Genomic DNA, 24,935 nt, shown 5'->3' with positions numbered 1-24,935 from the left:
GGTGGGCCCGACGGCGTCCTCCCAGGGCGCCTCGGACCCACCCCTCGGGGCTTTCCCGGCCCGGACACGGTAGGGATTCGGCCAACCACGGAGCGCCAAGCCCCGGCCTGAGCGTGACCCGGCCGGGGCGCCAGCGGCTGGCGGGAACACGGAAGGCCGTCCACGCCTTGAACCGGTAAGACGTGTGCCACGGCGCGCGGACGGTCCCACCCGTGGCGAGAAACGTGAGGTCGCGGCCACCACACCGTGACATCGATGTGACGGCCGCATGAAACGGTTTGCCGAACATGCGTAGGGTGCAGAGAACTCATCAGGAGGACGGTGCCCCGCGCGGGGCACGGCGACGGTACGACGACGGGCGAAGGAGGGAGCCGGAGCGATGGGCGACCACAAAGATCAGCACCTCCGGGTGGGCGCGGCCGTACGGCGGCGGCGCCGGGACCTCGAACTCACCCTCGCCGTGGTGTCCGAGCGCAGCGGCCTGTCCGTGCCCTTCCTGAGCCAGATCGAGAACGACCGGGCGCGGCCCAGCCAGACCTCCCTGGAGAAGGTGGCCGACGCCCTGCGCACCACCGCCGTGGAACTGCTCGCCGCGGCCGACCCCGCGTGCAGCGTCGACGTGGTCCGTGCCGAGGACCCCGACCCCGAGCTGACACCCAGGGTGCGCTCCCTGGTGCGCGGGCACCACCAGATGCACGCCTCCGAGTTCACCGGCGACCACGACGCCGGGCGGGAACTGCAGTACCGCAACGACCAGTTGATGTACGTCACCGAGGGCGCGGTCGAGATCGAGGCCGAGGGCCGGGCCTACCGGCTCGGGCGCGGCGACACGCTGTACCTCACCGGCGGGGTGCGGCACCGCTGGCGGGCCACCGTGCCGGACACCCGGCTGATCGTCGTCGCCGTAGCCGAGCACATCGAGGCGGTCCGGGAAGGCCCCCGCCGGTGAGGGCGTGCCGGTGAGGGTGGTCTCGCTGGTGCCGTCGCTGACCGAGGCGGTGGCGCGTACGGTGCCGGGTGCCCTGGTCGGCGCCACGGACTGGTGCACCCACCCGGCCGGTCTCGACGTCGTCCGCGTCGGCGGCACCAAGAACCCGGAGACCGGCCGCGTCCTCTCCCTCGCCCCCGACCTGGTCGTCGCCAACGAGGAGGAGAACCGGGCCCCCGACCTGGACGCCCTGCGGGCGGCAGGCGTCGAGGTGCTGGTGACCGAGGTCCGCACCGTCCCGCAGGCCATCAGCGAGCTGGACCGGGTACTGACGGCCTGCGGCGCACCCTCCAGGCCCCGCTGGCTGGACGAGGCGCAGGCCGCCTGGACGGCCCAGCCGGTCCCGGAGCGGCGCGCCACGGCCGTCGTGCCCGTCTGGCGCAGGCCCTGGATGGTGCTGGGGCGCGACACCTTCGCGGGCGACGTCCTCGCCCGCCTCGGCGTCGACCACCTGTACGCCGCGCACGCCGAGCGCTACCCCAAAATCCCGGTGGACGAACTGCGGGCGGCCCGCCCGGACGTCGTGGTCCTGCCGGACGAGCCGTACCGCTTCACCGCCGACGACGGCCCGGAGGCCTTCCCCGGCCTGCCCTGCGCCCTCGTCGACGGGCGGCATCTCACGTGGTACGGGCCGTCGCTGGCCGAGGCGCCCCGGACGCTGGCCGCGGCCCTGCGAGCAGTACGCCGCTGACCAGGCCGCGAGCGGTGTGCACGGCGGCCACGGCCCAGGCGGCCACGAGAAGGGCGTACAGGGCGACGGTGAGCCCGTCGTAGACGACCAGGTCCGTCTCGCGGGCCAGCGCCTCGGCGCCGGTGACGCAGGTGCCCACCGGGAAGGTGAAGGACCACCAGGTCATCGAGAAGCGCATGCCCGCCCGGCGGGCCCGTACGACGTGTGCGGCGGCGAGGGCCAGCCACATCAGCGCGAAGCCCATCACGGGCACCCCGTACAGCACGGCGAAGACCGAGAAGCCCTCGGCGTACGGCTCCGGCACGACCCCCGGCGCCATGTCCGCGAACTTTCCCACGGCGGTCGTCGACTGCCCGAGCGGACCGAGGACCAGGAACAGCGACGGGGTCAGGGCGAGCGGCAGCGGTCCGCCGGTGAGCAGCCTGCCGAAGACCACCGGCAGCGTCACCAGCGTCGCGAACAGACTCACGCCGAACATGGCCACACAGGCGAGCAGCAGCGTCTCGCGGGGCTGCCCCGCCGGGAGGTGCGGCACCAGCAGCGGTCCGACGGCCGCGGACACCATCGGTGCGACGAGCGGCAGCAGCCACACCGGGCTGGCCTGCCCCGGCTCGATGCGGTGGCGTACGGCCATCAGGTACGGCACGGCGACCGCCGCCGCGAGCCCGATCACCGTACCGGCGGTGAACAGCACGGTGGCCAGGGCGACCGCGGCCGGGGCGCCGATCCAGTCCCGGCCGAGGGCGAGCGCGCCGCCGCCGACCGCCAGCAGGGCCATCGACAGGCAGCCGTAGAACGGGGCCGCCGAGGGGTCGAGGAGGTGGGCGCGGGCCTGGTCGCGGTGGTGGAGCCAGTGCAGCGACCGGGCGGTCAGCAGGACGGCCAGCAGCACGAGGGACAGGGCCCAGACCGCGGTGCAGACGGCGCGCAGGCCGGGCAGCTGCCCGGGGAGCGCGGCTCCCGCCGTGCCGACGATGGCGGTGCCCATGACGCAGGCGTACCAGTTGGGCCCGAGATGCCGGACGGCCGGGACCCGCCGGACGGCCGGGCCGGCGACGGAGGAGGGGGAGCGGGGCTGGGCTGCGGTGACCATGGCTCCACGGTCGCCGCGGGCGTAACCCCTGACCAGGGACCCTGTCTCTATGAGGGCATAAGCTGGAGTTATGGGCAGCGGTACGGGCAGCAGCGCGAACGGTGGCACGAGCGGTGGCACGAGCGGTGGCACGAGCGGTGGCACCGAGGGCGGGCACGACACGCGGGCACGGCAGGTGGCGGGCTCGCTGGCACACCGGGTACCGGACCTCGGGGCGATGGAGCTGTTGCTGGCGGTGGCGCGCCTGGGGAGCCTCGGCGGGGCGGCGCGCGAACTGGGCATCACCCAGCCGGCCGCCAGCAGCCGCATCCGCTCGATGGAACGGCAACTCGGCGTCGCCCTGGTGGACCGGTCGCCGCGCGGCTCCCGGCTCACCGACGCGGGGGCGCTGGTCACGGACTGGGCGCGGCGGATCGTGGAGGCCGCCGAGGCGTTCGACGCGGGGGCGCAGGCGCTGCGCGACCGGCGGGACTCACGGCTGCGGGTCGCGGCGAGCATGACGATCGCCGAGTACCTGCTGCCGGGCTGGCTGGTCGCGCTGCGCGCCCAGTTGCCGGACACCGCGGTGTCGCTGCTCGCGGGCAACTCGGCGGCCGTCGCGGAGCGCCTGCTGGCCGACGACGCCGACCTCGGCTTCGTGGAGGGGGTCAGTGTGCCGACCGGCCTCGACTCCGCGGTCATCGGTCACGACCGGCTCATCGTCGTGACCGCGCCGGGTCACCCCTGGGCCCGCCGCAGACGCCCACTGGAGGCGGCGGAGCTGGCGGCGACCCCGCTGATCCTGCGGGAGAAGGGCTCGGGCACACGGCAGGTCCTGGACGCGGCGCTGGGCGGCCTGGCCCGCCCCCTGATCGAACTGTCCTCGACCACGGCGGTGAAGGCGGCCGCGGTGGGCGGCGCCGGCCCCTCCGTCCTCAGCGAGCTCGCCGTCGGCGAGGAACTGACCACCCGGCGCCTGGTCAGCGTCCCCGTGGCGGACGTCGTCCTGGCCCGCGACCTGCGAGCGGTGTGGCCCACCGGCCACCGCCCCACCGGCCCGGCCCGTCAACTGCTGTCCCTGACCAGGGCGTAGACGCACCGACGCGACCGGCCCGGGGTCGTAAGGGGGACCCTCATGGGCTGGGGGCTGAGGGCTGAGGGCTGAGGGCTGAGGGCTGAGGGCTGAGGGCTGCGGGTTGTGGGCTGAGGGTCGGGGCCGGTCCGGTCCGGTCCTCGGGCCCCGGTCAGCCCGCCCGGGCCGCGTCCACCAGGGCCCGCACCACCCGTACGTCCTCGCCCATCTCCGGATGCCACTGCACACCAAGAACCCAGCCGCGGCCGGAGGGCAGTTCCAGGGCCTCCACCGTGCCGTCCGCCGCGTGGGCCGACGCGACCAGGCCGGTGCCGAGCCGGTCGACCGCCTGGTGGTGGTACGTCGGCACGAACGTCTCCTCCGGCACGGCACCGGCGTACAGCGTGCCCGGCACCGGGTGGACCGGGTGGCCGCCGAAGACGCCCACCACCTCGGCGTGCCCCTCGATGTGCTGGACGAGGGTGCCGCCCAGGGCGACGTTGAGCAGCTGCATGCCCCGGCAGATGCCGAGCAGCGGGACGCGCGCGGCCAGGGCCGCCTCGATGAGCGCCAGCTCCCAGGTGTCCCGGGCCCGGGCCGGCGGGCCGGTGCGCGGGTCGGGCTCGGCGCCGTAACGCATCGGCTCCACGTCCGGGCCGCCCGCGATCACCAGCCCGTCGACACGGCCTACGGCCGCGGCGGCCTGCTCCGGCGCGTCCGGCGGGAGCATCGCGGCCAGCCCGCCCGCCCGCTGCACCAGCCGCGGATAACCGGCCGGCAACAGCGCCGCCTCCAGCTCCCACACGCCCCAGCGCGCCCCGGACTCCAGATACGTGCTGACCCCGATCAGCGGCCGGTCGGCCATCCGTCCTCCAGATGATGGGTTGGTGATGGGTCGGTGATGGGGTGGATGGATCGGGCAATGGACCGTTCTCACACCTTTGCCGGAGGGCGTGGTCACGGCAATACCCTCACGCCAGAAACCCGCGCAGCAGCGCCGCCGTGCCCGCGCAGTGCTCCCGGGCGATCTCCCGCGCCCCGTCCGCGTCCCCGTCGAGCACCGCCTCCACCAGCGCGGCGTGCTGGCGCTGGGAGTGCTCCAGGTTGCGCACCAGCAGCGGGATGCAGTCCAGCAGGTCGTTCAGCGTGGCGCGGACGGCCGCGTACTGCGCCGCCAGCGCCGGTGAGCCGCACAGCTCCGCCAGGGTGAGGTGCAGCATCGTGTCCAGCCGCCGGTACTGCGCCAGCGGCGCCTCCCGGGTACCGGCCAGCGCCTCGCGCAACCGCGCCGCCCCCGCGTCCGTCAGCCCGTGCGCCGCGCACAGCCCGGCCGCGCCCGCCTCCAGCACCTCCCGGAAGCGCAGCACGTCCTCGATGTCGACCCCGGCCACCCGGCGCCGCAGCTCGTCCCCGCCGCCCGCGTCCGCCCGGGGCAGCACGAACGTCCCGCCATAGCGGCCGCGCCGCGCCTCGACCAGCCCCTGGTCCTGGAGCACCCGCAGCACCTCGCGCAGCGTCACCCGGCTGATCCCCAGCCGCTCCGCCAGCTCCCGCTCGGCCGGCAGCCGCTCGCCCCCCGCCACCAGGCCCAGCCTGACGACCTGGAGGATCTGCTCCAGCGCCTCCTCGAAGCCGTTCCCGGCGCGCACCGGTCGCAGTACCGGCGCCAGCCGGTCCGTCACGCTCCCGGCACTTCCGCCGGATTCCTCCCGCACGCGGCCGCGCCCCCTTCCCAACCAAAGGTTCCCGGCAATACCTTATGGCTCCCGGCCAGAAGGAGGCTCTCCCCGTGGCAGACCGCACACCCCCGCTCGGGGTCGAGGAACTGCACGCCCTCGTCGCCGCCGGTGACATCGACACCGTCGTCCTCGCCTTCCCCGACATGCAGGGCCGCCTCCAGGGCAAGCGGTTCGCCGCGCGGTTCTTCCTCGACGAGGTCCTGGAACACGGCAGCGAGGGCTGCAACTACCTCCTCGCCGTGGACGCCGACATGAACACCGTCGACGGCTACGCCATGTCCTCCTGGGACCGCGGCTACGGCGACTTCGCCATGCGCCCCGACCCCGCCACCCTGCGCCGGCTCCCCTGGAACGAGGGCACCGCGATGGTCGTCGCCGACCTCGCCTGGGAGGACGGCTCCCCGGTGCTCGCCGCGCCCCGCCAGATCCTGCGCCGCCAGCTGGAACGGCTCGCCGGGCACGGGTACACCGCGCAGGTCGGCACCGAGCTGGAGTTCATCGTCTTCCGGGACACCTACGAACACGCCTGGGACGCGAACTACCGCGGCCTGACCCCGGCCAACCAGTACAACGTCGACTACTCCGTGCTCGGCACCGGCCGCGTCGAACCCCTGCTGCGCCGCATCCGCAACGAGATGACCGGCGCGGGCCTCACCGTCGAGTCCGCCAAGGGCGAGTGCAACCCCGGCCAGCACGAGATCGCCTTCCGCTACGACGAGGCCCTGGTCACCTGCGACCAGCACGCCGTCTACAAGACCGGCGCCAAGGAGATCGCGGCCCAGGAGGGCATGTCCCTCACCTTCATGGCCAAGTACAACGAGCTGGAGGGCAATTCCTGCCACATCCACCTCTCGCTCGCCGACGCCGACGGCCGCAACGCGATGGCCGACGAGGCCGGCATGTCCGAGGTCATGCGGCACTTCCTCGCCGGACAACTGGTGGCGCTGCGCGAGTTCTCCCTCCTCTACGCCCCGCACATCAACTCCTACAAGCGCTTCCAGCCCGGTTCCTTCGCCCCCACCGCCGTCGCCTGGGGGCACGACAACCGCACCTGCGCCCTGCGCGTCGTCGGCCACGGCCGCTCACTCCGCTTCGAGAACCGGCTCCCCGGCGGCGACGTCAACCCCTACCTCGCGGTGGCCGGCCTGGTCGCGGCCGGGCTGCACGGCATCGAGCAGCGGCTGGAACCGCCCGAGCCCTGCCCCGGCAACGCCTACGCCGCCGACTTCGCACACGTCCCCAGCACCCTGCGCGAGGCCGCCGAGCTGTGGGAGAACAGCACCCTCGCCAAGGCCGCCTTCGGGGACGAGGTCGTCGCCCACTACCGCAACATGGCCCGCGTCGAACTGGACGCGTTCGACGCCGCCGTCACCGACTGGGAACTGCGCCGCTCCTTCGAACGCATGTGAGGCCCACTTGTCGCACGAGTCGCACGAGTCGCATGAGACCCACGAGTCCCATGAGTCGTCCGAACTGGTCGTACTGAACCCCGCCACCGAAGAGGTCCTCGCCACCGTCCCCGCCGCCTCTGCAGCCGACGTGGACGCCGCCGTCGCCCGCGCCGCACGGGCGCAGGCGGCCTGGGCCGCCCTCGCCCCCGGCGACCGGGCCCGGCTGCTGCGCCGCTTCGCCGCCACCGTCGACGAGCACCTGGAGGAGCTGGCCCGCCTGGAGGTCCGCCAGGCCGGGCACCTGCTCGGCAACGCCCGCTGGGAGGCCGGCAACGTCCGCGACCTGCTCGACTACGCCGCCGGGGGAGTGGAGCGGCTCACCGGACGCCAGATCCCGGTGGCCGGCGGCGTGGACGTCACGCTCCTCGAACCACTCGGCGTCGTGGGCGTCATCGCCCCCTGGAACTTCCCCATGCCGATCGCGGCCTGGGCCACCGCCCCGGCGCTCGCGGCGGGCAACGCCGTCCTCCTCAAGCCCGCCGAGACCACCCCGCTCACCGCGCTCCGCCTGGCCGAACTCGCCCTGGCGGCAGGCCTTCCCGAGGGCCTGTTCCAGGTGCTGCCCGGGCACGGACCGGTCGCGGGCGACGCGCTCGTCGAGCATCCGGGCGTCGCCAAGATCGTCTTCACCGGGTCCACGGCCGTGGGCCGACGGGTGGCCGCCAAGGGCGCGGCACTGCTCAAACCCGTCACCCTCGAACTCGGCGGCAAGAGCCCCAACATCGTCTTCGCCGACGCGGACATCGAGGCCGCAGCGGCCGCCACGCCCATGTCCTTCCTCGACAACAGCGGCCAGGACTGCTGCGCCCGCACCCGCATCCTCGTCCAGCGGTCCGTGTACGACCGCTTCCTCGCCCTCCTCGCCCCCGCGATCGAGGCCGTCCGCGTCGGCGACCCGGCCGACGAGAACAGCGAGATGGGCCCGCTGATCTCCCGCGCCCAACTGGAGCGCGTCCGCTCCCACGTCCCCGCCGACGCCGCCGGCATCCGCGGCAAGGCACCCGAGGGCGGCCCCGGTTTCTGGTTCCCGCCGACCGTCCTCACCGGCGTCGACCCACGCGCGCGCGTGGCCGTCGAGGAGGTCTTCGGGCCCGTTGCCGTCGTCCTGCCGTTCGAGGACGAGGCCGACGCGGTCCGCCTGGCCAACGCCACCGACTACGGCCTGGCCGGCTCGCTGTGGACCCGGGACGTCGGCCGCGCCCTGCGCGTGTCGGGCGCGGTGCGCGCCGGGAACCTGTCCGTCAACTCCCACGCGAGCGTCCGCTACTGGACACCGTTCGGGGGGTTCAAGCAGTCCGGCCTCGGCCGCGAACTCGGCCCGGACGCGCTGACCGCGTTCACCGAGACCAAGAACGTCTTCATCAGCGACACCCCATCGAGCACGGAGGGCCCCGCACAGTGAGCGAAGACATCGTCTGCCGCAGGCTCGTCGGCCGTACCGCGGTCGTCACCGGGGCGGGCAGCGGCATCGGCCTCGCCGCGACCCGCAGGCTCGCCTCCGAGGGCGCCCACGTCGTCTGCGGCGACGTGGACGAGACCCGGGGCAAGGCCGCGGCCGAGGAGACCGGCGGCACCTTCGTCAAGGCCGACGTCACCGACCCCGAGCAGGTCGAGGCGCTGTTCGCGGCGGCCTACGACACCTACGGCAGTGTCGACGTCGCGTTCAACAACGCCGGTATCTCGCCGCCCGACGACGACTCCATCCTGGAGACCGGCCTGGAGGCGTGGCGGCGCGTCCAGGAGGTCAACCTCACCTCCGTCTACCTGTGCTGCAAGGCCGCCATCCCCTACATGCGGCGCCAGGGACGGGGCTCCATCATCAACACCGCCTCCTTCGTGGCCCGGATGGGCGCGGCCACCTCGCAGATCTCGTACACCGCGTCCAAGGGCGGCGTCCTCGCCATGTCCCGGGAACTGGGCGTGCAGTTCGCCCGGGAGGGCATCCGCGTCAACGCGCTGTGCCCCGGACCGGTCAACACCCCGCTGCTCCAGGAGCTGTTCGCCAAGGACCCGGAGCGCGCCGCGCGCCGCCTCGTGCACATCCCGGTGGGGCGGTTCGCCGAGGCCGAGGAGATCGCCGCCGCCGTCGCCTTCCTGGCCAGCGACGACTCCTCCTTCGTCAACGCCACGGACTTCCTGGTGGACGGCGGGATCTCCGGGGCGTACGTCACACCGCTGTAGCTCAGCGTGCGGGGCGTCCTACAGTGCCGGGATGAGCATGACGCCCCCGCCCGGCTGGTACCGGGACCCGTCGGCCCCGCACCTGGAACGCTGGTGGGACGGCACCGCCTGGACGGAACACCGCCGGGCTCCCGAGCCCGTCGGGTTCGGGCCGGCGGTGGGCCGGGCTCCCGTGCCGGGTCCGGTGCCCGTGCCGGGTCCGGTGCCCGGACCGGGGACGGGCACCGGCGGACGCGGCAAGGCCGTCGCCCTCACCGCCGCCGCGGCCGTGCTGGTCGCGGCGATCGTCACCGGCGTGTTCGTGCTGGGCGAGGACGACGACGGCAGCCCGCGGACGCAGACCCCGCCGGTCACGGCGACCGCCACCGACCCCGCACCGGGGAGCGACCCGCCGTCCCCCTCACCCACCGCCTCCGAGCCCTCCGCCGACGACCCGGCCCTGGTCGAGGACCAGCTCAACGGCATCACCTTCCCGCTGCCGGACGGCTGGGTCCGGCCCAAGTACGTCGCCGAGGACGACGTCATGATGACCACCGACGGCACCTACGACTGCCCCGCCGACGGCAGCGTGTGCCGGCACGGCCTCGTCGTCTCGCGCACCGTCACGGCGAACGCCGAGTCCTCCCCGAAGGTCCTGGCCGAGCAGGACATCGAGGACGCGGCCGACGACGCCTACGACCGCGACCTGATCGGCAACAAGCCCTTCGGCGGCGTCGAGTCCCACGAGGAGGTGGCGTCCGGCCCCGTCGCGGTCGCCGGACGCGCCGGGTACTACGTCCGCTGGCGGGTGACGACGGCCGAGGGACCCGGCGGCTACGTGCAGTCGATGGTGTTCCCCTCCACCGTCGGCACCGAGTCCCCGATCCTCGTCCGCTACGTCTTCGACGCCGGGGAGGACGGACCGCCCCTGGCCGGCATGGACAAGATCACCAAGGGCATCCGGCCCATCGGCGACGCGGACACCGGCGGCGGCGTGGGCAGCGGCATCGGCCCGACGGACTGACACCGACACTGGCCCGGCGGAGGGCTCCCCGCTACAGGAAGGTGTGCCCCTCGCCTACAGGAAGGTGTGCCCCTCGCCCCGGTAGGTCGGCACCGTCGCCGTCACCGCGTCGCCCGCCACCAGGTGCAGCGCGTCGAACCGCTCGCACAGCTCCCCGGCCTTGGCGTGCCGGAACCACACCTTGTCGCCGATCAGCAGATCGTCGGCGGGCGAGCCGAGCAGCGGCGTCTGCACTTCGCCCGGGCCCTCCTGGGGGTCGTAGCGCAGGCCCTCGGGCAGATACGGCACCGGCAGCCGGTCGGCGCCGGCCGCACCCGAGGCCGGATACCCGCCGCCGAGCACGGTCACGACCCCGACGCCCGGCCGCCGTACGACGGGCTGCGCGAACAGTGCCGCCGGACGACCGGTGAACGACGTGTAGTTGTCGAACAACCGCGGCACGTACAGCCCGGAGCCGGCCGCGATCTCCGTGACCGCGTCCTCGGCGGCGGTGTGCTGCACGCTGCCCGTGCCGCCGCCGTTGACGAACTCCAGGCCGGGCACCACGGCGCGGACCGCCCGCACCACGGCCGCCCGCCGCTCGGCGAGCTCCCGGCGCGCGGCGGCCTGCATCAGCCGCACGGCACGCGACCGGAACGGATGCCCCGCCACCGCGTCACCGACCCCGGCGACATGCCCCTCGTACGCCATGATGCCGACGACCTCGAACCCCGGCCGCCGGGCCACCGCCCGGGCCAGGTCGGCGACCTCGGCGGGGGAGTGCAGCGGGGAGCGCCGGGCCCCGACCCGCACCCGCCCCCCGAGCAGCCTCAGCGAGGTGTCCAACTCCAAACAGACCCGCACGACTTCCGCGCCGCCGTCGCCCCCGCGCGCCGCGTCGACGAGGTCCAGCTGGGCCACGTCGTCGACCATCACCGTCACGGCGGAGGCGAGCTTGGGGTCGGCGGTCAGCTCGGCGTACCCGGCGCGGTCCGCCGACGGATAGGCGAGCAGCACGTCCTCGAAACCGGAGCGCGCCAGCCACAGGGACTCGGCCAGCGTGAACGACATGACGCCCGCGAAACCGTCCCTGGCCAGGGCCCGTTCCAGCAGCGCACGACAGCGTACGGACTTGCTGGCGACCCGGATCGGCTTCCCGCCGGCCCGGCGGACCAAATCGTCCGCGTTGGCGTCGAAGGCCTCCAGGTCCACGATCGCCACGGGGGCGTCCAGATGGGCGGTGGCCCGGTCGTAGCGGGCCCGGTCGGCGGCGCGTGCGGTCATGACGGAAGCCTGCCAGACAGGATTACCGCAGGGTAGGGGGACGATCCGGGCCAATGCCACGGGCGCGCGGACTGGTTCCCCCTCCGGCGGGGTCACGCCGTAGAGTGACGCGCACGCAAGGCGGGCCCGGCCCCGGCGGCAGGGCCCAGAAGCCCGCGCCGGGATGGCGGTCCCCCCGAGCGGGTATGCGTGCCCGGGACGGATCGGTTCCGCGCCGGGCCGGGCAGGAGACCGCGGTCAGGACCACCGTCTCCGGCCCGTGTCGGAGAAACGGGCCGGGCCCGAGGAAACGGGGGGTGCATGAGCACGGAAGCGCGCCGCGCCTCCCTCCCCCCGCACCCCGAAACACCGCCCCGCCCGGACTCCGCGCCCCCCTCGCCCCCTGCGCCCGCAACGGCTCCTGGGCCTGGCTCGGTTCCTGCGCCCACCTCCGCCCCTGCCCGCGCCCCGCATCCTGGGCCTGCCTCGGGTTCTGGGCCTGCCTCGGTTCCTGTCTCCGCCCCTGCTCGCGCCCCGCATCCTCGGCCTGCCCCGCATCCTGGGCCTGCCTCGGGTTCTGGGCCTGCCCCGACCCCAGCACCCGCCCCGACCCCTGCACCCGCCCCGGGCCCCGGGGCGGGACCGGCGGTTTCCGCGGCGGATTCGCCGGCGTCCCCGCCGGGTTCCGGCGCGGTGCCGCGCCCCAGCCTGTCGCACCCGGAGTCCACGGCTCGCCGTGCGGTGCCGCCGCGCCCGGAGTCCGGCCCGGACACCGCCACCCACCCGTCGGCTCCGTCCCGCCCCGCCGCGCCCCCGCGTCCGGGAACCCCGCCCCGTCCCGGCGTCCCGCCCCGCCCGGCACGGGCGCCGGGGGAGCGCGGCGGCCCGGAGTCCGCGAAGCCCGAGGCGCGCCCCGACGCGGCCTTCGGTCCCGCCCGGGACGGGAACGCCGAAGGCTCCGGTGTCCGGGCCCGCCACCCGCGATTCCGGCTCGGCGTCCCCCGGTCCGCCGACCCCGCGGCCCCGCCGCCCCGTGCCTCCGCCCGCTTCCCCGACACCGCGCCGACCGTCGGCCGTGACGCCCCGCGCGGCGGCGTACCGCAGGCACCGCCGCGCCGTCCCGGTGCTCCCGAGGAGACCCCGACGGAGACGACCGCCCGACTGCGCCCGGTCCCGCCGGACCCGGAACCGGAGCCGCGAACGACGCCGGCCGCGGAACCGTCGGCTCGCACGGAACCCCACGCGTCACACACGACACCCGCCCCGCCCTCCGGCACGGCGGCCCCGGCCACCCCCGACCCCGCCCTCTCCTGGAGCACCCCGTACGAGGCGCGGCCCCGGGTCTCGTTCGGCGAGCCCGAGGGGTACGACGGACTGGCCCGGCCGCGGCCGCTCGGCGGGCGCCCGCGGCCGCAGGTCGTCGCCGCGGCCGTCTGTCTCGTGCTCGGCGTGGGGCTCCTCACCGGAGCCGTCACCGGCAGCTGGCTCGCCGGAGACTCCGGGGACGAGGGCGCGCGCAGTGCGTACACCGAGGCCGGGGACCTGTGGCACAGCGTGCCCGTCGACCAGCTGTTCCCGCCCACCGTCCAGGGCAAGGGGGCCGGCCCCGGCGGAGCCGACCGCACCTGGACGCGGGTCGCGGTCGCCCCGGACGGCGGCTGCGCGGGCGCCTTCGACCGGCTCCTCGCCAAGGTGCTCGACCCGGTCGGCTGCTCGCGGCTGCTGCGGGCCACCTACACCGACGCCACCCAGAGCCACGTCACCACTGTCGGCCTGCTCTTCACCAAGGCCGACGCCGCCGCCATGACCTCGCTGGCCGGCCGGTTCGAGAAGGAGGGCCTGGGCCGCCGGGACGACCTCATGCCCCTGCCCTACGCGGCCAAGGACACGGTCGCCGAGGGCTTCGGCGCACCCCAGCGGGGATCGTGGACCGTCTCGGTCCTCACCGACGCCCCCGTCGTCGTCTACGCCGTGTCCGGCTGGGCCGACGGCCGCACCGTCGACGAACCCGAACCCGCCGAGGAGGCCATCGAGTCCGGTGCCGCGTCGGCGCCCGCCCAGGCCGGTCTCGGCCACGAGGCGCAGGGCCTCGCCGACCGCGTCGAACGCGCCCTGCGCAGACACGTCGGCGCGCCCACGGAGCACCCCTCGTGACCCCCGCGGACATCCGCCGCAGGACCGGCGCCCTGAGCCTGTTCCTCGCCGCCGCCCTCGTCCTCGCCCCGGCGCCCGCCGCGCACGCCGACGGCATCCGCGCCCAGCAGTGGGCCCTGGACGCCATGCACACCCAGCAGGCGTGGCGCACCACCAAGGGCGCGGGCGTCACCGTCGCCGTCCTGGACACCGGCGTCGAGGCCGACCACCCCGACCTGGCCGGCAACGTCCTCACCGGCAAGGACCTGGTCGGCTTCGGCGCGAGCGAGGGCGACCGCTCCTGGGCCCGGCACGGCACCGCCATGGCCGGGATCATCGCCGGTCACGGACACGGCCCCGGCAACACCGACGGCGTCATGGGCATCGCCCCGGAGGCCAGGATCCTCCCCCTCCGCGTGATCCTGGAGGACGGCGACCCGTCCCGCGCGAAGGCCCGCAAGACCCGCGGCAACGCCCTGGCCGAGGGCATCCGCTGGGCCGCCGACCACGGCGCCGACATCATCAACCTCTCCCTCGGCGACGACTCCGCCTCCGCCCACCCCGAACCGGCCGAGGACGAGGCCATCCAGTACGCCCTGAGGAAAGGCGTGATCGTCGTCGCCTCGGCCGGCAACGGCGGCGAGAAGGGCGACCACATCTCCTACCCGGCCGCCTACCCGGGTGTGATCGCCGCGACCGCCGTCGACCGCTACGGCACCCGCGCCTCCTTCTCCACCCGCCGCTGGTACGCCACGGTCAGTGCCCCAGGCGTCGACGTGATCATCGCCGACCCCGACCACCGCTACTACGAGGGCTGGGGCACCAGCGCCGCCTCCGCCTTCGTCTCCGGGGCCGCCGCCCTGGTGAAGGCGGCCCACCCGGACCTCACCCCGGCCCAGGTCAAGTCCGTCCTGGAGGACACCGCCCGCAACGCCCCGGCCGAGGGCCGCGACGACTCCCGGGGCTTCGGCTTCGTCGACCCGGCCGCCGCCATCGAGGCGGCCGGACGGCTGAAGCCGGAGGGCCTGAGGGCGGCGTCGTACGGGGACGAGTACTTCGGCACCGGACCGGACGCCCCCGCCTCCGACGACGACACCTCCGCCTGGGCCGCCCCGCTGGCCGGCGGCGCGGGCGGCGTCCTGGTGGTCGCCGCCGTGGTCCTGTGGCGGGGCCGCCGCGAACGCCACGACGACTTCTGACCACCCGGACGGGTTCCTAGGGCGGGTCGCCCGTGACCGCGGACACCGCCGCGCGCGCCGCCGCCTCGGTCAGCGAGATCCCCGCCGCCTGCGTACCGCTGCCCCGCGACACCACCGCCACCAGGCAGCCGTGGCCGCCCCTCGCCACCCGCCCGATGCTGTTGACGACCCACAGCCCGGTGGTGCTGCGCCGCAGCCAGCCGTTCTTCAGCGCCCACCCCGAACCGGCCGTCCCACCGGCCGCGTCGGCCGCCGCCGACACACCCCACCGCTGACCCTCCGCGATCCGTTCCATCAGCCCGCGCACATAGGCGCGTGAGGCCCCGCTCAGCGCCGAGCCGTCCGCCACGAACACCTGCCGCAACAACGCGACCTGATCGGCGGCGGTGGTCCGGGTCAGCCCCCACAGCGGGCCGTCGCCGCCCTCGGTGCCGGTCAGCCCGAGGCGTTCGTTCGCCGCGTCGAGTCCGTCGGCCGTCCCGATCGCCCGCCACAGTGCCGACGCCGAGTCGTTGTCGCTCTTCTCGATCATCGCGGCGGCGTACGACTTCTCCGCGGCCGTCAGCGACCGTCCCGCGTCCTGCGCCCGGAGCAGCAGCGCCGCCAGGATGTCGACCTTGACGATGCTCGCCGTCTCGAAGGCACCCGTGCCGTACGCGGCGCCCGCGCCCGAGTCCGGGTCCAGCACCGCCACCGACACCTCGGCGCCGTCCGGCACCGGCACCGACGCCATGGCCGCCGCCAGCCGCGCGTCACCGTCCACCACCGGCTCGACCGGCTCGACCGTCTCCACCGCTGCCTCCCCGCCCGAGGGTGCCGAGGCCGACGACGATACGGCGCCGCCCGCACCCGGGCGTGCGTGGCCCTGCCCGTACGCGGCGCCGGTGACCGTGGCGCCGAGGACGGCGAACGCGAGCAGGGCGGGCCGTATCCGCGAGGGGTGCCGCCGGGCCCGCCGGGCTCTGGAGGATGCCATGGCGGCGATGGTCCGGGCGGTGCCTGTGCGGGTCCTTTGGCGGAGGTCACATCCGGGTGAGAGATCCCTGAGAGGCCGGTGAGAAGCGCCGTACCCGCGCCCCGGTAGGGTCGGGAACCGTGGCGAACAAGAACATCCCCGACTCCGCCTTCTCCGACGACGACGGCACCGCCGACCCCCGGCTGAGCGCCGCGCTCGCCGCCTGGGCCGAGGACCGCGCCGCCGTGGCCCCCGTGCTGGCGGCGCTCAAGGGCGCCCGGCTGCTCGTGCCCGTCGTCGCCGTGCTGGGTGAGGTGGAGGAGGACGAGAACGGGCTGCGCCGCGAGAAGACCAGCGACATGGCCGTACCGACCCTGAAGGCCGGTGACCGCACCGCGCTCCCCGCGTTCACGTCCACCGAGTCGCTCGCCCGCTGGGACCCCGCGGCCCGCCCCGTCGCCGTACCCGTGCACCAGGCGTTGCAGGCCGCCGCGCACGAGAAGGCGGACACCGTCGTACTGGACCTGGCCGGGCCGGTGCCGTTCGAGCTGACCGGAGCGGTGCTGCTGGCGCTCGCCGAGGGGCGTGCGACGACCGACCCGCTCGCGGACCCGGCCGTGGCCGGGGCGGTGCGCGCCGTCCTGGCCGACGAGCCCGCCGTGCTGCGGGCCCACCTCGGACCGGGCCGGGCCGACGGCACGCTCGCACTGGTGCTGGACCCGGACTCCGACGCGCCGAGGGCCGCGCGCGCCGTGGCCGAGCGGCTGGCCGCCGACGACACGCTGAGGGCCCGCCTGGTGCGCGGCCTCGACCTGGCACTGCTGCCGGCCGGGGCGACGCCGCCGGGCGAGCCCTTGTACCTGCGGGGATAGCCCGGGTCGGACGGGCGGCGGTCAGCCGTAGACCGCGCCCGTGTACTTCTCGCCCGGACCCTGGCCGGGCTCGTCCGGGACCAGCGAGGCCTCGCGGAAGGCCAGCTGGAGCGACTTCAGACCGTCGCGCAGCGGCGCCGCGTGGAACGAGCTGATCTCGGTCGCGGTGGCGTCCAGCAGGCCGGCCAGCGCGTGCACCAGCTTGCGGGCCTCGTCCAGGTCCTTGTGGTCCTCGCCCTCCTCGGTCAGGCCCAGCTTCACGGCGGCCGCGCTCATCAGGTTGACGGCGACCGTCACGATCACCTCGACCGCGGGGACCTCGGCGATGTCGCGGGTCATGGCGTCGAAGTCGGGATTCGCCGAGGATTCAGCAGGGGTCTCACTCATGCCGCACACGATAGGCGCAGCGGGGGAGCGGGCCCCACCCGGACTCGGTTAGCCCTTGCCCCGCCGAGCTGCTAACCTTGTGTAACGACCGGTCGGACACGCCCGCCCACGGCAGCGGATCCGGCCCACAAGTGGAGGCTTCGAACTCCCACCTGGCCGTCCTCCGGACGGCGGGTCACCGGTCAGGCGGTCCCGTCCCACGGCGGTGACCAGCCCGAAATCGCGCCCCGCGGCCGTCGCGGCGGTGCTCCGGTAGCAGTTCGAGGAGCCCCGCCTGTGATCGTCCGGGGCATTTTTTGTGCGCCGGCGCGGTTAGGTCTATCGAACACAGACGTTACGCGGCTGTCCGCCAGACCGTCGCGTGGTGCTACCGAGGAGGATCCATCAGCGCCGAGCCCCGCATCAACGACCGGATTCGCGTTCCCGAGGTGCGACTTGTCGGTCCCAGCGGCGAGCAGGTCGGGATTGTCCCGCTTGCCAAGGCCCTGGAGCTTGCGCAGGAGTACGACCTCGACCTCGTCGAGGTCGCGGCGAACGCCCGTCCGCCCGTGTGCAAGCTCATGGACTACGGGAAGTTCAAGTACGAGTCGGCCATGAAGGCCCGTGAGGCGCGCAAGAACCAGGCGCACACGGTCATCAAGGAGATGAAGCTCCGGCCGAAGATCGACCCGCACGACTATGACACCAAGAAGGGTCACGTCGTCCGGTTCCTCAAGCAGGGCGACAAGGTCAAGATCACGATCATGTTCCGTGGTCGCGAGCAGTCCCGGCCGGAGCTCGGCTACCGACTGCTGCAGCGTCTCGCGGAGGACGTCCAGGACCTCGGCTTCGTGGAGTCGAACCCGAAGCAGGACGGCCGGAACATGATCATGGTCCTCGGTCCGCACAAGAAGAAGACCGAGGCGATGGCCGAGGCCCGCCAGGCGCAGGAAGCGCGCAAGGCGGACGCGAAGGCGAACCCCGGCAAGTCGCAGAACGCCGCGGAGGCCGACGAGGTCGAGGACGCCGAGGCCCCGGCCGAGGCACCTGCCGAAGCGTGACCCCGGGGGACCGCCAGTCCCCAGGACACATACCCGATACAAGAGCGACGCTCCAACCGTGCCCGGTTTCACGACCGGGCACCGGAGCGCCACCGACGAGGAGAGAACGGCGCTATGCCGAAGAACAAGTCGCACAGCGGTGCCAGCAAGCGCTTCAAGATCACCGGCTCCGGCAAGGTGCTGCGTGAGCGCGCCGGCAAGCGCCACCTGCTCGAGCACAAGTCGTCCCGCGTGACGCGTCGCCTCACCGGCAACGCCGAGATGGCCCCGGGCGACGCCGCGAAGATCAAGAAGCTTCTCGGCAAGTGACGTACGGGCGCCACTGAGCGCCGTACGGCAGGACCGGGACCCATTCGACACCGGGCCGCGTGAGGAACGACCGCGGCCCCGCTACAAGGAGTTAACAAGTGGCACGCGTCAAGCGGGCAGTCAACGCCCACAAGAAGCGCCGGGCGATCCTCGAGCAGGCCTCCGGCTACCGCGGTCAGCGTTCGCGCCTGTACCGCAAGGCCAAGGAGCAGGTCACCCACTCGCTGGTCTACAACTACAACGACCGCAAGAAGCGCAAGGGTGACTTCCGCCAGCTGTGGATCCAGCGCATCAACGCCGCTGCCCGCGCCAACGGCATCACGTACAACCGCTTCATCCAGGGCCTGAAGGCCGCCAACGTCGAGGTCGACCGCAAGATCCTCGCCGAGCTGGCCGTCAACGACCCGAACGCGTTCGCCGCGCTCGTCGAGGTCGCGCAGAAGGCGCTGCCGAGCGATGTGAACGCGCCGAAGGCGGCGTGACGCTGCGCCGGCTTCAGCCGGTTGTCGAAGGGACCCGCAGGCTTGGAGCCTGCGGGTCCCTTCGGTTGGTGTTGTTCGGTTCGTTGTCTGCCCCAGGTTCGTTGTGGCCGGTCGCGCAGTTCCCCGCGCCCCTGTGGGGCGCGTCGCAGTCCACGACGATTCAGATGTGAAGGTGAGCAAGAGTGCGTCCTGTCAGCCCCGAGCTGATCTCCCCCCGGTCCCCACGTGTCGCCGCCGCGCGGCGGCTCGGGAAGCGGAACTTCCGGGGGAAGGAGCGGCTGTTCCTCGCCGAGGGGCCGCAGGCCGTGCGGGAGGCCGCGGGGTACGGGGACACGCTGGTCGAGCTGTTCGCCACCGTCGAGGCCGCCGAGCGGTACGCCGACATCGTCGGTGCCGCGCGGGACGCCGGTGCCCGGGTGCACCTCGCCGCCGACTCGGTGATCGAGGACATCTCCACCACCGTCACCCCGCAGGGGCTGGTCGGGGTCTGCCGGTTCCTGGACACGCCGTTCGACGAGATCCTCGCCGCCCGGCCCAAGCTGGTCGCCGTCCTCGCGCACGTCCGGGACCCCGGCAACGCGGGCACCGTGCTGCGCTGCGCCGACGCAGCCGGGGCCGAGGCGGTCGTGCTCACCGACGCCTCCGTCGACCTGTACAACCCCAAGGCGGTACGCGCCTCCGTCGGCTCCCTGTTCCACCTGCCGGTCGCCGTCGGCGTCCCCGTCGAGCGGGCCGTCGCCGGACTGCGGGAGGCGGGGGTACGGGTGCTGGCCGCCGACGGTGCGGGCGAGGACGACCTCGACACCGAGCTGGACGCCGGCACCATGGGCGGCCCCACGGCCTGGGTGTTCGGCAACGAGGCCTGGGGGCTCCCGGAGGAGACCCGCGCCCTCACCGACTCCGTCCTGCGCGTCCCGATCCACGGGAAGGCGGAGAGTCTGAACCTCGCGACCGCCGCCGCCGTATGTCTCTACGCGTCGGCGCGTGCACAGCGCGCCGCCGGAGGGTGCCGCTCCGTCACCGAGAGCTAGTAGGGTGACCAGCTCAGGGCCCCTGCGCGGTTGAGAGGTGGGGTACGGGGATGAGCGTCGGCACGAGCAGCGCACCGGGAGCACGCCAGGTGTCGCGCCCGCCCGCGCCCCGCACGCCCGGCGATCCCGCCGGCCTCGGCATCGACCCGGACCAGCTGCCCGACGGCCTCGTCGTCGCCGACGAGCACGGCCGGGTGATCTGCTTCAACGCCGCCGCCGTCCGCATCACCGCCACCCCCGCCGCCGAGGCCCTCGGACAGCCCCTGGAGAGCGCCCTGCCCCTGGAGGACCTGGAGGGCCGCCGCTGGTGGCAGCTCACCGACCCCTACGGCGGCCTCGCCATCCGGGTCCGGCAGCCCGAGCGCAACCTGCTGCTCCCCGGCGGACGGGAGGTCCTGGTCACCGCCCGCTACGTGCGCGCCGAACGCCTCGGCCCCGTGCACCGCGTCGTCGTCACCCTGCGCGACACCGAGGCCCGCCGCCGCACCGAGCGCAGCCACGCCGAGCTGATCGCCACCGTCGCCCACGAGCTGCGCTCCCCGCTCACCTCCGTCAAGGGCTTCACGGCCACGCTGCTGGCCAAGTGGGAGAGGTTCACCGACGACCAGAAGCGGCTGATGCTGGAGACCGTCGACGCCGACGCCGACCGCGTCACCCGGCTCATCGCCGAACTGCTCGACATCTCCCGGATCGACTCCGGCCGCCTCGAGGTGCGCCGCCAGCCCGTCGACATCGGCGCCGCCGTCGGCCGGCACATCCAGGCGTACGTCGCCGCGGGCCAGGAGGCCGACCGGTTCCTGCTCCGTCTCGCCCAGCCGCTGCCCGACCTGTGGGCCGACCCCGACAAGGTCGACCAGGTGCTGAGCAACCTGCTGGAAAATGCCGTGCGGCACGGCGAGGGAACCGTCACCATTGACGTCACGCCCACGGCGTCCCCCCGCGAAGGGGAGGACACCGGCACGTCGGTCACGGTGAGCGACGAGGGGGCGGGCATCCCGGAGGAATCCATGAACCGCGTCTTCACCCGCTTCTGGCGGGGCAGCAAGCGCGGTGGCACCGGCCTCGGGCTGTACATCGTCAAGGGCATCGTCGAGGCCCACGGCGGCACCATCACGGTCGGCCGCGCTCCCGGCGGCGGCGCCGAGTTCCGATTTACGTTGCCCGTGGCGGCACCGGCGTACCTCACCTGAGAAGGACCAGAGGCGGCCGACGACCCCCACGGGCGTAATCCGCGTTCCACAGCCCCGTTAGACTCGGTCTTTGGCACCTTTGCGTCCAGATCCGCAGACGAAGCGCAGACGAAGCGTCTCCGCCGCGTCCGAGGACCGTAGACGGGGCGTCCCAGCCAGCCAACCGGAAGCACGGGAAGAGATGTCGGCACCGAATAAGTCGTACGACCCTGTCGAGGTCGAGGCGTTGAAACCGGAAGAGATCGAGCGCATGCGGGACGAGGCGCTCGCCGCCTTCGCCGCCGCGGACTCCCTCGACGCGCTCCAGGAGGCCAAGGTCGCCCACACCGGCGGCACCTCCCCGCTGGCGCTGGCCAACCGCGAGATCGGCGCCCTGCCCCCACAGGCCAAGGCCGAGGCGGGCAAGCGCGTCGGCATGGCCCGCGGCGCCGTGAACAAGGCGCTGGCCGCCCGCCAGACCGAGCTGGAGGCCGAGCGCGACGCGCGGGTCCTGGTCGAGGAGGCCGTGGACGTCACGCTGCCCCACGACCGGGTACCGGCCGGCGCCCGCCACCCGCTCACCACGCTCTCCGAGCGCATCGAGGACATCTTCGTCGCCATGGGCTACGAGGTCGCCGAGGGCCCCGAGGCCGAGGCCGAGTGGTTCAACTTCGACGCCCTCAACATCGGCCCGGACCACCCGGCCCGCGGCGAGGCCGACACCTTCTTCGTCCAGGGCCCGGAGGGCGGCTCCGAGTCCGGCGTCGTGCTGCGCACCCACACCTCGCCCGTGCAGATCCGCTCCGCGCTCTCCCGCGAGCTGCCGGTCTACGTGATCTGCCCCGGCCGGGTGTACCGCACCGACGAGCTGGACGCCACCCACACCCCCGTCTTCCACCAGGTCGAGCTGCTCGCCGTCGACGAGGGCCTGACCATGGCGGACCTCAAGGGCACCCTGGACCACATGGTCCAGTCGCTGTTCGGCGCGGAGATGAAGACCCGGCTGCGGCCGAACTTCTTCCCCTTCACCGAGCCGTCCGCCGAGATGGACATGCTCTGCTACGTCTGCAAGGGCGCGTCCGTCGGCAACCCCGACCGGCCCTGCCGCACCTGCTCCAGCGAGGGCTGGATCGAGCTGGGCGGCTGCGGCATGGTCAACCCGCGGGTGCTCACCGCCTGCGGTATCGACCCCGAGAAGTACAGCGGCTTCGCCTTCGGGTTCGGCATCGAGCGGATGCTGATGTTCCGCCACAACGTCGAGGACATGCGAGACATGGTCGAGGGTGACGTCCGGTTCACCCGGCCGTTCGGGATGGAGATCTGATGCGGGTCCCGCTTTCCTGGCTGCGGGAGTACGTCGACCTGCCGGCCACCGAGACCGGCCGCGACGTGCAGGCCAAGCTGATTTCGGCCGGCCTTGAGGTCGAGACCGTCGAGCACCTGGGCGCCGACCTCAAGGGCCCCCTCGTCGTCGGCCAGGTGCTGACCATCGAGGAGCTGGAGGGCTTCAAGAAGCCGATCCGCTTCTGCACGGTGAACGTCGGCCAGGCCAACGGCACCGGTGAGCCGCAGGAGATCGTCTGCGGCGCCCGGAACTTCGCCGTCGGCGACAAGGTCGTCGTGGTCCTGCCCGGCGCCACCCTGCCCGGCGGCTTCTCGATCTCCGCCCGCAAGACCTACGGCAAGACGTCCCACGGCATGATCTGCTCCAGCGACGAGCTGGGAATGGGCGACGACGGCACCCACGGCATCATCGTGCTGCCGCCGGAGACCGAGGTCGGCAAGGACGCCATCGAGCTGCTGGAACTGGTCGACGAGGTGCTGGACATCGCCGTCACCGCCAACCGCGGCGACTGCCTGTCCATCCGCGGCGTCGCCCGCGAGGCCGCCATCGCCTACGGCCTGCCGCTGCGCGACCCGGCCCTGCTCGACGTGCCCGGCCCGAACGCCTACGGCTACCCGGTGAAGATCGGCGACCCCACCGGCTGCGACCGCTTCACCGCCCGCACCGTGACCGGCCTCGGCGCCGAGGCCCGCTCGCCGATCTGGCTCCAGCGCCGGCTGCAGAAGGTCGGCATGCGCCCGATCTCGCTCGCCGTCGACGTCACCAACTACGTGATGATGGAGCTGGGCCAGCCCCTGCACGCCTACGACCGCGGTCTGGTCCAGGGCACCATCGGCGTGCGCCGGGCCACGGAGGGCGAGAAGATCGTCACCCTCGACGGCACCGAGCGGAAGCTGCACGCCGAGGACCTGGTCATCACCGACGACCGCGGCCCGATCGGCCTCGCGGGGGTCATGGGCGGCGCCAACACCGAGATCGCGGACCACGACGCCGCCGAGAACGGTGGGAACGCGACGAGTGACGTGGTCATCGAGGCCGCCCACTTCGACCAGGTGTCCATCGCGCGCACCGCCCGCCGGCACAAGCTGTCCTCCGAGGCGTCCCGCCGCTTCGAGCGCGGCGTCGACCCGCAGGCCGCCGCCGCAGCCGCGCAGCGCACCGTCGACCTGCTGGTGCTGCTCGCGGGCGGCACCGCCGAGGCCGGGGTGACCGAGATCAGCGCCCCGTCCGCACCGCACACCATCAGCCTCCCGGCCGACCACCCGGACAAGGTCGCCGGTGTCGCCTACGGCCGCGAGACCGTCGTACGCCGCCTCCAGGAGGTGGGCTGCGACGTCTACGGCCAGGACGAGCTGATCGTCACCGTGCCGTCCTGGCGGCCCGACCTCACCGACCCGAACGACCTCGCCGAGGAGGTCATCCGCCTGGAGGGCTACGAGAACCTGCCCTCCACGCTGCCCCGGCCCCCGGCGGGCCGCGGCCTGACCTCCCGGCAGCGGCTGCACCGCCGCGTCGGGCGGGCCCTGGCCGGTGCCGGTTACGTCGAGGCGCTGAACTACCCGTTCGTCGGCGAGCAGGTCTTCGACCAGCTCGGTCTCGACGCCGACGACCCGGCCCGCCGCGTCGTCAGGCTGGTCAACCCGCTCAGCGACGAGGAGCCCGCGCTGCGGACCTCGCTGCTGCCGGGCCTGCTGAGCGCGCTGCGCCGCAACGACGGCCGGGGCGCGCACGACCTCGCCCTCTTCGAGACCGGCCTGGTCTTCCACCCGCGCGACGAGCAGCGGGTCGCCGGCAACCTGCCCGTCGACCGGCGCCCCAGCGAGGACGACCTCGCCGCGCTGGACGCCGCGCTGCCCGACCAGCCCCGGCACGTCGCCGTGGTCCTGGCCGGCGCCCGCGAGCAGGCCGGCTGGTGGGGCAAGGGCCGTCCGGCCGACTGGGCCGACGCGGTCGAGGCCGCCCGCACCGTCGCCCGCGAGGCCGGCGCCGAACTGGGCGTCCGCAAGGGCCAGTACGGTCCCTGGCACCCGGGCCGCTGCGCCGAGCTGCTCCTCACCGTGGACGGCGAGGAGCGCGTCGTCGGACACGCCGGTGAGCTGCACCCGCGGGTCCTGAAGGCGCTGGGCCTGCCCGCGCGCACCTGCGCGATGGAGCTGGACCTCGACGCGGTGGAGCGGGTCGGCGACGACACCCCGCAGGCGCCGGGCATCTCCACCTTCCCGGTCGCGACGCAGGATGTCGCCCTGGTGGTCGACGCGTTCGTCCCGGCCAGCGAGGTCGAGACCGCGCTGCGCGAGGGCGCGGGCGAACTGCTGGAGTCCATCCGGCTGTTCGACGTCTACGACAACGCGGAGCAGCTCGGTGAGGGGCGCAAGTCCCTCGCGTACGCGTTGCGCTTCCGCGCGGGGGACCGGACGCTGACGGTCGACGAGGCGTCGGCCGCCCGCGATGCCGCGGTCGCCCTCGCGGGCGAGCGGGTCGGAGCGGTGCTCCGCAGCTGACGGTTCGCCCAAGGGGCGTGGGGTTTCTGCCGGTTCGGCGGCTGCGGATACGTCGTGGTCGCCCGTGCAGTTC

The 24,935-nt window shown here is 74.0% G+C and carries 23 protein-coding genes; 17 read left to right on the top strand and 6 right to left on the bottom strand.

The window, feature by feature from the left end; genetic code table 11:
• Nucleotides 1-379 precede the first annotated feature (379 nt).
• Entirely contained in the window at nt 380-949 is a 570-nt protein-coding gene (locus C4J65_RS04885; RefSeq protein WP_115741263.1) for an XRE family transcriptional regulator, read from the top strand.
• Between the two features lie 10 nt (nt 950-959).
• A complete protein-coding gene (locus tag C4J65_RS04880) occupies nt 960-1,679 on the top strand; it encodes a helical backbone metal receptor (RefSeq protein ID WP_115746303.1) in 720 nt (239 codons plus the stop codon).
• Here C4J65_RS04880 and C4J65_RS04875 read toward each other — a convergent pair.
• Nucleotides 1,606-2,772: a TDT family transporter gene (locus C4J65_RS04875; RefSeq protein ID WP_115741262.1), complete on the bottom strand. Its 1,167-nt coding sequence runs from the start codon at nt 2,770-2,772 to the stop codon at nt 1,606-1,608. The two genes, C4J65_RS04880 and C4J65_RS04875, sit on opposite strands and share 74 nt — an antisense overlap.
• Nucleotides 2,773-2,842: 70 nt before the next feature.
• On the opposite strand from C4J65_RS04875, the gene C4J65_RS04870 reads away from it, so the two are divergent.
• On the top strand, nt 2,843-3,844 hold the full coding sequence (locus C4J65_RS04870) for a LysR family transcriptional regulator (protein WP_115741261.1): 1,002 nt from the start codon (nt 2,843-2,845) through the stop codon (nt 3,842-3,844).
• A 151-nt stretch (nt 3,845-3,995) separates the two neighbouring features.
• Here C4J65_RS04870 and C4J65_RS04865 read toward each other — a convergent pair whose 3' ends face one another.
• Both C4J65_RS04865 and C4J65_RS04860 read right to left on the bottom strand, forming a co-directional pair.
• On the bottom strand, nt 3,996-4,688 hold the full coding sequence (locus tag C4J65_RS04865) for a gamma-glutamyl-gamma-aminobutyrate hydrolase family protein (RefSeq protein ID WP_115741260.1): 693 nt from the start codon (nt 4,686-4,688) through the stop codon (nt 3,996-3,998).
• A 106-nt stretch (nt 4,689-4,794) separates the two neighbouring features.
• Nucleotides 4,795-5,505 (bottom strand): FCD domain-containing protein, encoded by a 711-nt coding sequence (locus tag C4J65_RS04860; RefSeq protein WP_115741259.1) that lies wholly within the window; start codon nt 5,503-5,505, stop codon nt 4,795-4,797.
• Between the two features lie 107 nt (nt 5,506-5,612).
• Between C4J65_RS04860 and glnA4 the strand changes: the two genes are divergently transcribed.
• From glnA4 to C4J65_RS04840, 4 genes are all read left to right on the top strand, one after another.
• Complete coding sequence (gene glnA4 / locus C4J65_RS04855) at nt 5,613-6,971, top strand: gamma-glutamylethanolamide synthetase GlnA4 (RefSeq protein ID WP_115741258.1); 1,359 nt, start codon at nt 5,613-5,615, stop codon at nt 6,969-6,971.
• 64 nt (nt 6,972-7,035) lie between these two features.
• The gene (locus C4J65_RS04850) at nt 7,036-8,415 is read left to right on the top strand and encodes an aldehyde dehydrogenase family protein (protein WP_115746302.1); all 1,380 of its coding nucleotides are present in this window, start codon (nt 7,036-7,038) and stop codon (nt 8,413-8,415) included.
• The gene (locus C4J65_RS04845) at nt 8,412-9,194 is read left to right on the top strand and encodes a 3-oxoacyl-ACP reductase (protein ID WP_115741257.1); all 783 of its coding nucleotides are present in this window, start codon (nt 8,412-8,414) and stop codon (nt 9,192-9,194) included. Before C4J65_RS04850 ends, C4J65_RS04845 begins: the two co-directional genes overlap by 4 nt.
• 37 nt (nt 9,195-9,231) lie before the next feature.
• A complete protein-coding gene (locus tag C4J65_RS04840; RefSeq protein ID WP_115741256.1) occupies nt 9,232-10,197 on the top strand; it encodes a DUF2510 domain-containing protein in 966 nt (321 codons plus the stop codon).
• A 54-nt stretch (nt 10,198-10,251) separates the two neighbouring features.
• On the opposite strand, the gene C4J65_RS04835 is transcribed toward C4J65_RS04840, so the two are convergent.
• On the bottom strand, nt 10,252-11,460 hold the full coding sequence (locus C4J65_RS04835; protein WP_115741255.1) for an amino acid deaminase/aldolase: 1,209 nt from the start codon (nt 11,458-11,460) through the stop codon (nt 10,252-10,254).
• 672 nt (nt 11,461-12,132) lie between these two features.
• Here C4J65_RS04835 and C4J65_RS04830 point away from each other — a divergent pair.
• Nucleotides 12,133-13,593, top strand: coding sequence for a hypothetical protein (locus C4J65_RS04830; RefSeq protein WP_346265861.1), 1,461 nt, complete (start codon nt 12,133-12,135; stop codon nt 13,591-13,593).
• Nucleotides 13,590-14,771 carry a type VII secretion-associated serine protease mycosin gene (mycP, locus tag C4J65_RS04825; protein ID WP_115741254.1) on the top strand — a complete coding sequence of 394 codons (1,182 nt, stop codon included), beginning with the start codon at nt 13,590-13,592 and terminating at the stop codon, nt 14,769-14,771. Before C4J65_RS04830 ends, mycP begins: the two co-directional genes overlap by 4 nt.
• 16 nt (nt 14,772-14,787) lie before the next feature.
• Here mycP and C4J65_RS04820 read toward each other — a convergent pair whose 3' ends face one another.
• Complete coding sequence (locus tag C4J65_RS04820; protein WP_162833027.1) at nt 14,788-15,747, bottom strand: serine hydrolase; 960 nt, start codon at nt 15,745-15,747, stop codon at nt 14,788-14,790.
• A 119-nt stretch (nt 15,748-15,866) separates the two neighbouring features.
• Between C4J65_RS04820 and C4J65_RS04815 the strand changes: the two genes are divergently transcribed.
• On the top strand, nt 15,867-16,598 hold the full coding sequence (locus C4J65_RS04815) for an SseB family protein (protein WP_115741252.1): 732 nt from the start codon (nt 15,867-15,869) through the stop codon (nt 16,596-16,598).
• A gap of 21 nt (nt 16,599-16,619) precedes the next feature.
• Here the strand turns inward: C4J65_RS04815 and C4J65_RS04810 are convergent, their stop codons facing one another.
• The gene (locus C4J65_RS04810) at nt 16,620-16,985 is read right to left on the bottom strand and encodes a DUF1844 domain-containing protein (protein WP_115741251.1); all 366 of its coding nucleotides are present in this window, start codon (nt 16,983-16,985) and stop codon (nt 16,620-16,622) included.
• Between the two features lie 383 nt (nt 16,986-17,368).
• Between C4J65_RS04810 and infC the strand changes: the two genes are divergently transcribed.
• The 7 genes from infC (at nt 17,369) to pheT (ending at nt 24,862) form a co-directional block, all read left to right on the top strand.
• Nucleotides 17,369-18,025: a translation initiation factor IF-3 gene (infC, locus tag C4J65_RS04805; RefSeq protein ID WP_115746300.1), complete on the top strand. Its 657-nt coding sequence runs from the start codon at nt 17,369-17,371 to the stop codon at nt 18,023-18,025.
• A gap of 114 nt (nt 18,026-18,139) precedes the next feature.
• On the top strand, nt 18,140-18,334 hold the full coding sequence (gene rpmI, locus C4J65_RS04800) for a 50S ribosomal protein L35 (protein WP_003977225.1): 195 nt from the start codon (nt 18,140-18,142) through the stop codon (nt 18,332-18,334).
• A gap of 98 nt (nt 18,335-18,432) precedes the next feature.
• The gene (rplT, locus tag C4J65_RS04795; RefSeq protein ID WP_003977226.1) at nt 18,433-18,816 is read left to right on the top strand and encodes a 50S ribosomal protein L20; all 384 of its coding nucleotides are present in this window, start codon (nt 18,433-18,435) and stop codon (nt 18,814-18,816) included.
• Between the two features lie 182 nt (nt 18,817-18,998).
• Complete coding sequence (locus tag C4J65_RS04790) at nt 18,999-19,847, top strand: RNA methyltransferase (protein ID WP_115741250.1); 849 nt, start codon at nt 18,999-19,001, stop codon at nt 19,845-19,847.
• A 50-nt stretch (nt 19,848-19,897) separates the two neighbouring features.
• Entirely contained in the window at nt 19,898-21,037 is a 1,140-nt protein-coding gene (locus tag C4J65_RS04785; protein WP_115741249.1) for an ATP-binding protein, read from the top strand.
• 181 nt (nt 21,038-21,218) lie between these two features.
• Complete coding sequence (pheS, locus tag C4J65_RS04780; RefSeq protein ID WP_115741248.1) at nt 21,219-22,340, top strand: phenylalanine--tRNA ligase subunit alpha; 1,122 nt, start codon at nt 21,219-21,221, stop codon at nt 22,338-22,340.
• Complete coding sequence (gene pheT / locus C4J65_RS04775; protein WP_115741247.1) at nt 22,340-24,862, top strand: phenylalanine--tRNA ligase subunit beta; 2,523 nt, start codon at nt 22,340-22,342, stop codon at nt 24,860-24,862. Before pheS ends, pheT begins: the two co-directional genes overlap by 1 nt.
• Nucleotides 24,863-24,935: the final 73 nt, after the last annotated feature.

Origin of the sequence: Streptomyces sp. CB09001, from assembly GCF_003369795.1 — a bacterium.
Classification (GTDB): Bacteria; Actinomycetota; Actinomycetes; order Streptomycetales; family Streptomycetaceae; genus Streptomyces.
The sequence above is the reverse complement of the archived record's forward strand: the minus strand, read 5'-3'. Positions and strand labels throughout refer to the sequence as shown.

What these genes read in the sequence shown, in the direction of transcription:
- C4J65_RS04885 (WP_115741263.1), top strand. Translation starts at nt 380, where the DNA reads ATGGGCGACCACAAAGATCAGCACCTCCGGGTGGGCGCGGCCGTACGG.
- C4J65_RS04875 (WP_115741262.1), bottom strand. Translation starts at nt 2,772, where the DNA reads ATGGTCACCGCAGCCCAGCCCCGCTCCCCCTCCTCCGTCGCCGGCCCG.
- C4J65_RS04870 (WP_115741261.1), top strand. Translation starts at nt 2,843, where the DNA reads ATGGGCAGCGGTACGGGCAGCAGCGCGAACGGTGGCACGAGCGGTGGC.
- C4J65_RS04865 (WP_115741260.1), bottom strand. Translation starts at nt 4,688, where the DNA reads ATGGCCGACCGGCCGCTGATCGGGGTCAGCACGTATCTGGAGTCCGGG.
- C4J65_RS04840 (WP_115741256.1), top strand. Translation starts at nt 9,232, where the DNA reads ATGACGCCCCCGCCCGGCTGGTACCGGGACCCGTCGGCCCCGCACCTG.
- C4J65_RS04835 (WP_115741255.1), bottom strand. Translation starts at nt 11,460, where the DNA reads ATGACCGCACGCGCCGCCGACCGGGCCCGCTACGACCGGGCCACCGCC.
- C4J65_RS04820 (WP_162833027.1), bottom strand. Translation starts at nt 15,747, where the DNA reads ATGGCATCCTCCAGAGCCCGGCGGGCCCGGCGGCACCCCTCGCGGATA.
- C4J65_RS04810 (WP_115741251.1), bottom strand. Translation starts at nt 16,985, where the DNA reads ATGAGTGAGACCCCTGCTGAATCCTCGGCGAATCCCGACTTCGACGCC.
- rpmI (WP_003977225.1), top strand. Translation starts at nt 18,140, where the DNA reads ATGCCGAAGAACAAGTCGCACAGCGGTGCCAGCAAGCGCTTCAAGATC.
- C4J65_RS04785 (WP_115741249.1), top strand. Translation starts at nt 19,898, where the DNA reads ATGAGCGTCGGCACGAGCAGCGCACCGGGAGCACGCCAGGTGTCGCGC.
- pheS (WP_115741248.1), top strand. Translation starts at nt 21,219, where the DNA reads ATGTCGGCACCGAATAAGTCGTACGACCCTGTCGAGGTCGAGGCGTTG.
- pheT (WP_115741247.1), top strand. Translation starts at nt 22,340, where the DNA reads ATGCGGGTCCCGCTTTCCTGGCTGCGGGAGTACGTCGACCTGCCGGCC.